Origin of the sequence: Haloactinopolyspora sp., assembly GCF_027324685.1 — a bacterium.
In the GTDB taxonomy this organism is placed as follows: domain Bacteria; phylum Actinomycetota; class Actinomycetes; order Jiangellales; family Jiangellaceae; genus Haloactinopolyspora.
In genome coordinates, this window is the sequence record NZ_DAHVSH010000194.1 from 1 (window position 1) to 10,516 (window position 10,516).

Sequence of the window (10,516 nt, forward strand, 5' to 3'; positions counted from 1 at the left end):
TCCGAGGGCGCCGGCCGGTTCGAGGATCATCCCGACGGTGTCGCGGATGAGGTGTAGCGCCTCGACGATGGTGGCGTCGTCGACCAGGAGCATCTGGTCCACGTAGGCGCGGAAGGCCGGGACGATGCTCGGGACCGGGACGCGGACGGCGACTCCGTCGGCGATGGTGTCCGCGGCATCGGCGGGGTCGGGGTTCCCGGTTCGCCAAGCTCTGGCCATCGCCGGAGCTCCCGCGGCGCTGACGCCGATGACGTTCACCGCAGGGTGGTGAGCCTTGATCCAGCAGCCGATGCCCGTGGCCAACGCGCCGTTGCCCACGGGGACCACGATGACGTCCGGCTCGGCCTGGACGAGTTCGATCGCGATGGTGCCGGCTCCCTCGGTGATCCGGGGCGCGTCACCGTCTTCGACGAACACGACGTCCGGATCACCTGCGGTGCTCGCACGCGCGGCTTGTTTGGCGGTGTCGAAGTCCGGCCCGGTCTGGATGACGTGCGCCCCGAGCGCTTGCATTCTGGAGACCTTGATGGGGTTGGCGTTGTCCGCGCAGTAGACGGCGACGTCGATTCCTCGGCGGCGTCCCGCGTAGGCGATGGCTTGGCCGAAGTTGCCCGCTGATGCGGTGACCACGCGCTGCCCGGGCGTCACCTGCTCCATGAAGTAACTCGCCCCGCGGCCTTTGAAGCTGCGCACCGGGTTGATCGTCTCCAGCTTCACCACGACGTCTCGACCCACGGCTTGCGACAGCGACGCATCTTCCAGGTGCGGAGTGTGGAGAAAGACCGAGTCGATGATCGTGGCGGCGGCTTCGACGTTCGCGGCGCGGATGTCACTCATGATGCGCATCGTATACGATGTGCGATCATGACGACGCGAACATCGAGCGCGGACCAGCCGATTCCTCGGGGCCAGCCACTTCGTGAGGCGGTCTACGAGCGCATCGTCACTCTCATCTGCTCAGGTGAGTACGCCCCCGGTGCGGCCCTGACCGAAGCCGGGCTGAGTAGCACCTTGCAGGTCTCTCGCACGCCGGTCCGCGAAGCGCTACTGCGGCTGGAAGCTGATGGGATCCTGCAGTCGGCCCTGGCGCGCGGGTTCACCGTCCGGCCCCTTGACGTCACCGAAGCCGGCGAGCTCTACCCGATCCTGTCGTCGTTGGAAGCTCTCGCCCTCAGATCAGCGACCGGCGTGGACGAAGCCGTCCTGGACCAGTTGCGCCGAACCATGGCTGAACTCGCTGCGTGTGTCGATGCCGTTCGGCGCTGGCAACTGGATTCCCAATGGCACGACCTGCTCGTCAGCCTCGGCGGCAACAGCAAGCTCAGCGCCATGGTGAAGAGGCTGCGCATGAACCTTTCCCGGTACGAGCTGACCTACATGCGGGAAGTGACGTCGAGGCACGAGGCCGACACACAACACGCGGGCATCCTCGAAGCTCTCGGTCGAGGTGATCGCCGGAAGGCAGCGGAACTGGTCGAAGCGCATTGGCAACAGGGCGGGCGTGCGGTTGTCCGGTGGTTGACGCATAGCTGACTCCAACCGGCCGCCGGCGGTTCACTTCGGCGCCAGTCCCCGGCCGTCCCCTCGGACCCGCACGTCGACCTAGGCGCTGAGCAGCTGCTCGCTCATGCTCCAGAGGCGCTGGGCTGACGCTGGATCGATGGCGTGCGGTGCCACATCGGTCGGCGGGGGTCCGTCGAACTCGGTGGTGGGCGGGGTGTCATCGACCGGCGCTACGTCGTTGTCCTTGAGATAGACCCCACCGATGTCGGCGAGCAGGGGGCTGGTGGCCGCGAACACCGCGGTGCTGGCTCCCTGCTCGGGGGTTTTGAGGCCCAGTTCCGGAGCGATCACCGCGTTGCCGTCGTCGTCCAACAAACCCTGGCTGCGCAGCATCTGCATCCACTCCGCCGAGAACGTCGGGTCCTCGCCTGCTCCGCGTGCCGGTCCGAGGTTCGTGGTGACGATGATGCCCGGATGTACCGCATAGCCGCGGATCGCATCAGCGGACCACCGACGGTCCAGTTCGACGGTGAACAGCACGTTGGCTGTCTTCGACTGCCCATAGGCGATGTGGCCGTCGTATTCGGAGTGCTCGAAGTTCGGGTCGTCCCAACGGATGTCGGTCAGACGGTGCCCGCCGGAGGTCATGGTGACCACTCGCGCGCCGCCAGCTGCTCGCAGCGCGGGCAGCAGCCCGTTGGTGAGCTGGAAATGCCCGAGGTGGTTGGCCGCGAAGTGGTACTCGTATCCACGATTGTCGCGGGCCAGCGCCCCGCCCATGATGCCGGCATTGTTGATCAGGATGTGCAGTGGGCGGCCGGTGCCGAGGAAGTGGGTCACGAAGGCGTCGATCGAGTCTGGATCGACCAGGTCGAGCCGGTGCGTCTCGACGCCGGGGATGTCGTCGAGAGCAGCGGCTGCCTTGGTCGGGTTCCGGGCGGCGACCGTCACTGCCGCCCCGGCGCGGCTGAGCGCTCGGGTCATCTCCCGGCCGAGGCCGGTGTGCCCGCCGGTGATGACGACGTTGCGGCCGCTCAGGTCGATGCCGGCGAGTACGTCGTCGACAGTGGACGCTGCGGTGAACTCCGTTGCGATGGGTTGCTGTTGCGTTGTCGTGTAAGGCATGAATCCATGCTCCTGGTCACGGGCTGGACGGTGAATGGTTGCGAGTCTTGAATAGTTGAGCGAGAGTATGGCCGTGGCTGGCGACCAGTTGTCCGAGGTGTTCTCGCTCATCGAAGTCCAGGGGGTGCTCACCGGCGGACTCGCCGCGCGCGGCCCATGGGTGTCAAGTGCGCCGATCACGCACCCGTTGAAGTTCGTCGCCATGCTCTCCGGCCGGGCCAGACTGCGGACCGACGGACTGGATGCTCCCATCGAGTTGGCGGCCGGCGACGTCGGAATACTCAACAACTGCCAATGGCTGGAGCTGCGCGGCGGCCCGATGGACGTTACGCCCGACGAACGGCAGCCCGACCTGCCGTTGGCCGCGATGCTGGGCGCTGACCCGCACCACGAAGACGCCTTCCTCGGCGGGCGGATCGATCTCAACCCGGGCGGAGAGGCGCTGCTGCGGCAGGCCCTGCCCCCGGTTTCGCACGTGCGGGGAGCCGAGCCCGGTGCCGCAGGACTGCGTGACACCGTGAACCGCCTGTTCAGCGAACTGGCCCGGCAACGGATTGGTTCTGCGTTCGCCGTCCGGCAGTACGGTCAGCTCCTGTTGCTGGAGATGCTGCGGGCCTATCTCGAACAGGCCGAAGCTCTTCCTTCCGGCTGGTTGCAGTTGCTGGCCGACAAGCGGCTGAGCCCCGCGGTCACACTGATGCACACCGAGCCGGGACGATCATGGGGCTTGGCGGAACTGGCCCGGGCCTGCGCGATGTCGCGTGCCTCGTTCGCCGAGCGCTTCCGCAGGGTCGCCGGGTTGCCCCCGTTGACCTATCTGAGTCAGTGGCGCATGCTGCAGGCCCAGCGCGCACTCAGTGACGGCGACACCCGTATCAGCGCCTTGGCAGCTCAGCTCGGGTACGGATCCGAGAGCGCCTTCAGCAACGCGTTCAAGCGCGAGGTCGGCATCTCACCCGCGAGCTATCGCCGCAGGGTTCGCGCCGCCGACGCCGAGCCGGCCGGATCGCTGGCCGCACCCTGACCCGGCCGGGGCCCTCAGCCTCGGTACCGGGTGGCCAGCTCAGGACTCTGCCCACCGAACGCGGCCAGGTCGGCGGCGAACACCGCATCGAGCAGCGAGGTGTCCTCGACGCCAGGCGCGGTGACGGTCTCGCCGAGCTCGAGCCCGCGCAGGCTGGCGGTGACGACGTCAGCCGGGGACATGCGGGGTAGCGCGCTGAGGTCGATGCCCTGACGAGTATGGAACTCGGTGGCCACGACGCCAGGCAAGAGGGCCTGGACCCTGATGCCGGTGCCGTCCAGCTCGGCTGCGAGGAGCTGGGAGAGGGCGAGCAGGTGGGCCAGAGCGCCGCCGTAGACGGCGCGCCGGGGCATGACGGACGACGGGGCGGGGCCGCTGAAGGCGATCATGCCGGCGACGTTGATGATCGTCCCGGTGTCGCGTTCCAGCATTCCGCCCAGTACAGCTCGCGCCAGCAGCGTCGGGGCGAGAACCTTGACGTTGACGACCTCGGTGGCCTGATTCGCCGGCAGGTCGGCCAGCGGCATGTAGTGCGCGACGCCGGCGTTGTTGACCAGCAGGTCGACGGGCTCGCCCGAGGCCGCTGCGGCGACCGCCTCGACGCCATCGGTCGTGGACAGGTCGGCGGCGAGTGGGCGAATCGCGCCGCGTGGGTGAGTTGCGGCCAGCTCGTCCAGCCGAGTCGTGTCACGTCCGACGGCGATCACGTCGTATCCCTCGGAGACCAGGCGGTCGGCGAAGGCGCGACCGATGCCCGAGGTCGCGCCTGTGACGAGTGCGAGTGTGCTCATGCTTTCAGCCTCGCTTCGTCGGGCGGGACGCGGCAGTACACCAGTGATCCTGGGAGTGAGAGGACCAGGCACGTACGGCTGTCGTGCCTAAGGTGATCGGTATGGCCGAGGTGAATCTGTTGGGCGAGTACCTGCGTGCACGCCGCGAACTGATCACGCCGGAACAGGTCGGACTGCCGCAGATCGGCATCCGCCGGGTGCCCGGCCTCCGGCGTGAGGAGGTCGCCATCCTCGCCGGCATCAGTGCTGACTACTACTTGCGGCTCGAGCAGGGCCGGGACCGCAGCCCGTCGCGGCAGGTGCTCGACTCACTCGCCCGGGTTCTGCAGCTCGATGACGCCGGTACCGAGTATCTGCTGTCTCTCGCCCAGCCCCGTCCGCGCGCGTCACGCCGGCGTTCTCGCAAGGAGACGGTTCCGCCCGGGATCCGTGTCTTGGTGGACACCATGGATTTCCCGGCCTTCGTGGAGGGCCGGTACTTCGACGTCCTGGCCGCGAACGCGTACGCAGCCGCGCTGTCACCCAGGCTCGTCGTCGGCAACAACCGGTTGACCGACGTCTTCCTCGATCCCGCCGAGCGGGCGCTCTACCCCGCGTGGGACGAGGTCACTGCGCGGCTCGTCGCCGGGTTCCGCAGCTCTGTCGGGGTCGATGTGGACGACCAGCGATTCGTGGACCTCGTCGGTCATCTCTCCATCGCCAGCCGGCGCTTCCGCGAGCTATGGGGTCGCCAGGACGTCGCCCGCCGCGAAGGCGCGATGATGTCCATCGAGCATCCGGTGGTGGGCGAACTCACGCTGTACCGAGAGAAGCTGCCCGTCACCGGGACGGACGGGCAGATGCTCGTCATCTACCACCCCGAGCCAGGGAGCGCCGACGCGGAGAAGCTCTCGCTGCTTCTCGCATCAGACCTGCCGTCGGCGGGGTGGAACGGCTGCACGCCGGAGCCCGGCATGTTGGCGAAGCCTCGGAAGGCACAACGGCCCCTACGACCCGCGCGTGAATGACGTCCACGACCTTCTTCGGCCCGCGGTATCGATGCTGGCGTCAGTTCAGCCCGAGGACCGCCCGTGCGACCAGAAAGTAGACGATCAGGCCGCTGGCGTCGACGATGGTGCTGATGAACGGGGCGCTGACCACGGCCGGGTCGATACCGAGCCGGCGCGCGAGCATCGGGATGAGCGACCCGACCGCGGTGGCGAGCACGCAGATGGCGACCAGTGCGACGCAGACCACGACGGCGATGGAGCGGCCGGCGAAGACAGCGGCGGGCAGGAAGCCGACCCCGGCGAGGAGCGAACCCAGCACGAGCCCGGTGCTGGTCTCTTTCAGGAAGACTCGCAGGTGGTCGCCGCCACTGATATCGCCGACAGCCATGGCACGCACGACCGTGGTCGCCGACTGGGCGCCGGCATTGCCGCCCGTGCCGATCAGCAGCGGCACGAACAGCGCGAGTACCACGACCTGGTCAAGGAGGTGCTGGAAATGGTCCAGCACGTTGACGGTGAGGGTGGCAGCGACAATGAGTACCAACAGCCACCCGACCCGGGAACGCATCAGGTCGAACACTGAGGTCACCCGATAGGAACGGGGAAGGCGCTCGGTTCCGGTCCCGCGAGCGAGGTCCTCCTCACCGGCTTCCTGCAGGATCCGCATGGCGTCGTCGACGGTAAGCACCCCCGCGAGCCGTCAGTCGGGGCCGACCACCGGGGCCGCGATGAGCCCGGCGTCGACGAACGCGCGAGATGCAAGCTCCTGATCTTCGCTGGCGCTGAACACCACGGCTGGCCTGGTCATGACGTCGGACACCGGCGTAGCCGGATCGCTGGCCAGCAGCCGCCGCAGGCTGACGACGCCGAGCACCGCGTTGGTGTCGTCCATGACCGGGAGCATGTAGATCGTCTCGGCCGTTTCGGCGCCGCGGCGGGCCACGTCCAACGCCGTGCCTACGGTGAGGTCGGCTCGGACTGCGACCACTTCAGGGCTCATCACCCGGCCGACCGAGTCGGGTGGGTGCTTCAAGAGCCGTTCGGTCAGGCTTCGCTCATTCGGTTCCAACGCTTCGAGCCAGGCGGCCGCCAACGACGACGGCACTTGGTTGCCCAACGCTGCCCGGTCGTCAGGGTCCAAGGCGGCGAAGAGCGCCGCGGCGCGATCCTGAGGCAGCGTTTGGAGCAGCTCGCGGCGAACCGGTTGGGCGAGCAGGATGAAGACGCGCTCAGCGCGGCTTCCGGGCAGTGCCGTGAACACTGTGAGCAGGTCTCGGCGGCCTAGTCGCTTCATCGCCTGAGCCAGTGTCCGGTCACTCACTCGCGCCAAACGCTGCGAGAACTCAGGGTGATCGCGATCACGCAGCAGCCGCTCGACCGCCTCGGGACCCGTCGGCGAGAAGGTCGGGGGCATCAGAACCGAAAATACTCCGAACGGGTCACATTTGCCGGTGGCGCGCCGCCGCTCGCCACCGGCGGCCAGTTCCTGGTCGGTCCGGTCGACCCAGGGCCGGGGGCCTGGAGGCGGGTGAAGATCTCGCGTGACACAGGACGGGCGTTGCATCGAGGAACCGGCCGAGTGCCGCGATGGCACAAGCAACTAGTTGCCTATAAGGAAACTAGTTGCTAGCGTGCCCGCATGGAACCGCAGCAAGCGCGCGACGCGCTGGCAGTCGCACATGAATCCGAGACAGCCTCGCACCGACTTCGACTGCCGGCATGGCAACCTCCCGTGAGCGGGATCCTCATGGCCGCTGGCCTTTGCTCCCTGGGTCTCGCACCATTCACCACGGGGTGGCGGCTCGCCGCGGTGGCGATCGCCGTTGTCTGCTGGGTCGGCGTGGGAGTCCTGCTCCTGGTCACGCGCCGTCGGCAGGGCATCCGAGGGTTGCGCGGCCCGGCGCGCAATGAGGCGACCACGTACCTGGCTTGCGGCGTCGCGGTGTTCATCTGCGGGATCACCCCCTCAGCCGACATGCGCTGGATCTACGTCATGGCCGGCATCGTGGGCGGCGCCATGTTCTGGATCGTCCTGGCCCGTCGTGGGTCGGTGCTTCGATGAGCAACGGTCTCGACGAGTTGTTCCACGGCACTACGCGGTTACGGATCGCCGCGTTCTTGTCCGGTAGTGACGAGGCGGAGTTCCGCGCCGTCCAGGAGTATTGCGAGTTGTCGAAGTCTGCCCTGTCGAAAAACGCCTCCGTCTTGGAAGAGGCCGGCTACGTCGCCGTGCGTAAGGGGTACGTCGGCAAATGGCCGCGTACCTGGTTGTCTCTGACCGAGTCCGGCCGGCGTGCGCTGGCTGGGCACCTGGACGCGCTGCGGCGCATCGCAGACACCGCGTCCAAGCGCGCCGGCGCCGGGGGATGACGTCTCAGGCGTCCCACGTGACGTCACGCTGAGTCTCTCGGAGGTGCTCTTCCATCGCGGCCGCTGCTTCGTGCGGTTCGCCGGCCTGGATGGCGTGCAGGATGCGGCCGTGCGCCGTCACCGTCGCGTCGTGGCCCTCGTTGCGCCGTTCCCGAGCAGCGTAGGTGGAGCGTCTGGCCCGCAACAGCACCGATTCCAGCGAGGTGAGAATGAGTTGGAGGAAGGTCGAGCCGGAGGCCTCGGCGATGAGGGCGTGAAAGCGGACATCGAGTTCGACGAAGCGTTCACGGTCATCGGCCGAGGCGGCCATCCGATCGACCAACTCCTGGGCCGAGTCGAGCGTCACCAGGCCTTGCTTCACGCGCTCAGCAGCACGGCGGGCGAGTTCGCTTTCGATCAGCCGTCGTGTCTCGAGGAGATCGTCGAGATCGAGGGATTGCTGGGCCACCCGGAAATCGAGCATCTCGGCGAAGACCCGCGCTGACGGAATTCGCACCCGGGAAGGTCGGCCCTGGCTGGAAATGAGGATCTCGCGCGCGACGAGAGTGCGCACCGCCTCGCGAATCACCAAGCGGTTGACGTCGAACTCGCGGGCGAGCTCAGCCTCGGGTGGAATCTCGTCACCGGGACGCAAGCCATCGCGTTCGATCCGCGCGATGAGTTCTTTCGCCACCTGGTCGGCCAAGGTCGCTCGCGACACGGTCATCGTTACGGCAACCCCCTTGTTGTGACGTTGTTCGACCAGTGTGACGAACCCGCCCAGTGTACTCGTGCCCAGCACTCACTTCATGCCCGAGCTCGCGATGCCTTGGACGAAGGAGCGCTGGAAGATGACGAAGACGATCAACATGGGAATGATGGACAGAAGTGTCATCGCCATCGCTCCGGTCCAGTCCGTGTAGTACAGGCCCTTCGCGAAATTCAGCCCGAGTGGGACAGTGAACGACGACTGATCCTGCATGGTCACCAGCGGCAGGACGAAGTCGTTCCAGCGCCACATGAAGGTGAAGATCGTCAGTACCGCGATCACGGGTTTACACAGCGGCAAGACGATCGACCAGAAGATGCGGAATTCACTCGCGCCGTCCAGCCGCGCGCTCTCCATCAGTTCATTCGGCATCGAGACGAGATACTGGCGGACCAGAAAGATCCCGAACGCCTCGGCGCCACGCGGCAGAATGACGCCCCAGATCGAGTTCACCAGCCCCATCTCGGAGACCACCATGAAGGTCGGGACGAGGATCACCTGAATCGGCACCATCAGCGTGCTGATCATGAGGATGAAGATGACGTCACGACCCTTGAACGAGTATTTCGCGAATGCGTACCCGGCCAAGAGGTTGATGAAGACGGTCAGGCAGGTACCGATGACCGCGATGATCACCGAATTCTGATAGAAAGTTCCCCACGGCAGTTTGCCCCACGCTTCGCTGAAGTTGCTCCACGCCAGTGCGGACGGGATCAGGTCGAACTCACCGGTGAACAGTTCTCCCGCCGGGCGGACCGCGGTAGCGAACATCCAGTACAGCGGGAACGCCATGATCCCCGCCCCGCATACCAACGCCAGCCAGATGACCAGGTCGGCGCCCCGGGGCAGCCGGGTCCGCTGCTTGGTGCCTCGACGCCGATCGGTTCGTTCGGCGGTGGGAGGTTGCACCTCGACTACCATGCCGTTCTCCATGCCGTTGTCCGTGCGGGTTCAGACCGCATTCGTGGATTGTCGGGACAGGCGCCAATACGTCAGCGTGAAAGCCATCAGGAGCAGATAGAGCACGACGCCCACGGCGCTGGCCGAGCCCATCTCGCCTGACTGGAACGCCTCGCGGTAGATGTATTGCACGAGCACGGTGGTGGAAAAGCCCGGGCCGCCGTTGGTCATGACCAGGATCAGGTCGAACACGTGCAGCGAGAAGATGACGTTGAGGATCACCAGCAAGAACGACGTCGGCGCCAGCAGCGGCCAGGTGATGTACCGAAAACGCTGCCAACTGCTCGCGCCGTCCACCTTGGCCGCTTGGATCAACTCGGTCGGGATGGCCTGCAGCGCGGCGAGATAGACCACCATGTTGAAGCCGAGGCGGATCCAGATGGTGACGATGATCAGGGAGGGCATCGCCCACGTCGCCGAGGACAGCCACGGCACCGCGGGCAGTTCCACCGTGGTGAGCAGATTGTTCAGCACGCCGTAGCTGTCGTTGAAGATCCAGAGTGAGATCAGGCCGACGGCGACCAGCGAGATGCAGACGGGGACGAAATAGATCGCCCGCAGAAACGTCCGCCCGGGCAACTGCCGGTTCAAACCGATCGCGATCAGCAGGCCCAGCCCCATCGTGGTGGGCACGGTTCCGGCGACGTAGTAGCCGGTGTTGGCGAAGGCTTGCCAGAACACCCCGTCGGTGAACAAGTCGATGAAGTTCGCCAGGCCGACGAACGTCGACTCACCCATCAAGGTCCAGTCGTTCAAGCTCATGTAGAACGACCCGATGATCGGGACGAACATGAACAGTGTGAACAGGATGAGGTTGGGCGTGATGAACAGGTAAGGGACCAGCTGTTGTCGCAGCCGTGCGCGCCGGGCCGTTCGCGAGCGGGAGTACGGGAGCCTCGCGGATGACCGTGAGTTCCTGATCCAGGCCTCGCCGCTGACGTACGTTCACGCCATCGACACGCCGCTGTTCGTCATTCACGGCGCGAACGACCCGCGGGTGCCGTTG

The 10,516-nt window shown here is 66.5% G+C and carries 13 protein-coding genes and 1 pseudogene; 6 read left to right on the forward strand and 8 right to left on the reverse strand.

The window, feature by feature from the left end; genetic code table 11:
* On the reverse strand, positions 1 to 837 hold an 837-nt coding region (locus M6444_RS20925; protein WP_298331890.1), incomplete at its 3' end, for a pyridoxal-phosphate dependent enzyme.
* A 27-nt stretch (positions 838 to 864) separates the two neighbouring features.
* On the opposite strand from M6444_RS20925, the gene M6444_RS20930 reads away from it, so the two are divergent.
* Complete coding sequence (locus M6444_RS20930) at positions 865 to 1,533, forward strand: GntR family transcriptional regulator (RefSeq protein WP_298331893.1); 669 nt, start codon at positions 865 to 867, stop codon at positions 1,531 to 1,533.
* A 69-nt stretch (positions 1,534 to 1,602) separates the two neighbouring features.
* On the opposite strand, the gene M6444_RS20935 is transcribed toward M6444_RS20930, so the two are convergent.
* Positions 1,603 to 2,628: an SDR family NAD(P)-dependent oxidoreductase gene (locus tag M6444_RS20935; protein WP_298331896.1), complete on the reverse strand. Its 1,026-nt coding sequence runs from the start codon at positions 2,626 to 2,628 to the stop codon at positions 1,603 to 1,605.
* Positions 2,629 to 2,701: 73 nt separating this feature from the next.
* Between M6444_RS20935 and M6444_RS20940 the strand changes: the two genes are divergently transcribed.
* Entirely contained in the window at positions 2,702 to 3,652 is a 951-nt protein-coding gene (locus M6444_RS20940; RefSeq protein WP_363326455.1) for an AraC family transcriptional regulator, read from the forward strand.
* Positions 3,653 to 3,666: 14 nt separating this feature from the next.
* Here the strand turns inward: M6444_RS20940 and M6444_RS20945 are convergent, their stop codons facing one another.
* A complete protein-coding gene (locus tag M6444_RS20945) occupies positions 3,667 to 4,443 on the reverse strand; it encodes an SDR family NAD(P)-dependent oxidoreductase (RefSeq protein ID WP_298331901.1) in 777 nt (258 codons plus the stop codon).
* A 101-nt stretch (positions 4,444 to 4,544) separates the two neighbouring features.
* Between M6444_RS20945 and M6444_RS20950 the strand changes: the two genes are divergently transcribed.
* Positions 4,545 to 5,450, forward strand: a complete 906-nt coding sequence (locus M6444_RS20950) for a helix-turn-helix transcriptional regulator (protein ID WP_298331904.1) — start codon at positions 4,545 to 4,547, stop codon at positions 5,448 to 5,450.
* 40 nt (positions 5,451 to 5,490) lie between these two features.
* Here M6444_RS20950 and M6444_RS20955 read toward each other — a convergent pair whose 3' ends face one another.
* Both M6444_RS20955 and M6444_RS20960 read right to left on the reverse strand, forming a co-directional pair.
* Positions 5,491 to 6,120 carry a magnesium transporter gene (locus M6444_RS20955; RefSeq protein WP_298331906.1) on the reverse strand — a complete coding sequence of 210 codons (630 nt, stop codon included), beginning with the start codon at positions 6,118 to 6,120 and terminating at the stop codon, positions 5,491 to 5,493.
* Between the two features lie 12 nt (positions 6,121 to 6,132).
* On the reverse strand, positions 6,133 to 6,846 hold the full coding sequence (locus M6444_RS20960) for a CBS domain-containing protein (protein ID WP_298331909.1): 714 nt from the start codon (positions 6,844 to 6,846) through the stop codon (positions 6,133 to 6,135).
* A 396-nt stretch (positions 6,847 to 7,242) separates the two neighbouring features.
* Here M6444_RS20960 and M6444_RS20965 point away from each other — a divergent pair, with 396 nt between their 5' ends.
* Both M6444_RS20965 and M6444_RS20970 read left to right on the forward strand, forming a co-directional pair.
* Positions 7,243 to 7,494, forward strand: coding sequence for a hypothetical protein (locus tag M6444_RS20965; RefSeq protein ID WP_298331911.1), 252 nt, complete (start codon positions 7,243 to 7,245; stop codon positions 7,492 to 7,494).
* Positions 7,491 to 7,802 (forward strand): transcriptional regulator, encoded by a 312-nt coding sequence (locus tag M6444_RS20970; RefSeq protein ID WP_298331914.1) that lies wholly within the window; start codon positions 7,491 to 7,493, stop codon positions 7,800 to 7,802. Before M6444_RS20965 ends, M6444_RS20970 begins: the two co-directional genes overlap by 4 nt.
* Before the next feature lie 4 nt (positions 7,803 to 7,806).
* On the opposite strand, the gene M6444_RS20975 is transcribed toward M6444_RS20970, so the two are convergent.
* From M6444_RS20975 to M6444_RS20985, 3 genes are all read right to left on the reverse strand, one after another.
* Entirely contained in the window at positions 7,807 to 8,508 is a 702-nt protein-coding gene (locus tag M6444_RS20975) for an FCD domain-containing protein (RefSeq protein ID WP_298331916.1), read from the reverse strand.
* A 75-nt stretch (positions 8,509 to 8,583) separates the two neighbouring features.
* The gene (locus M6444_RS20980) at positions 8,584 to 9,471 is read right to left on the reverse strand and encodes a carbohydrate ABC transporter permease (RefSeq protein ID WP_298331919.1); all 888 of its coding nucleotides are present in this window, start codon (positions 9,469 to 9,471) and stop codon (positions 8,584 to 8,586) included.
* A 30-nt stretch (positions 9,472 to 9,501) separates the two neighbouring features.
* On the reverse strand, positions 9,502 to 10,302 hold the full coding sequence (locus M6444_RS20985) for a sugar ABC transporter permease (RefSeq protein WP_298331921.1): 801 nt from the start codon (positions 10,300 to 10,302) through the stop codon (positions 9,502 to 9,504).
* 70 nt (positions 10,303 to 10,372) lie between these two features.
* Between M6444_RS20985 and M6444_RS23080 the strand changes: the two are divergent.
* Positions 10,373 to 10,516, forward strand: a pseudogene (locus M6444_RS23080) (hypothetical protein); the annotation flags it as partial.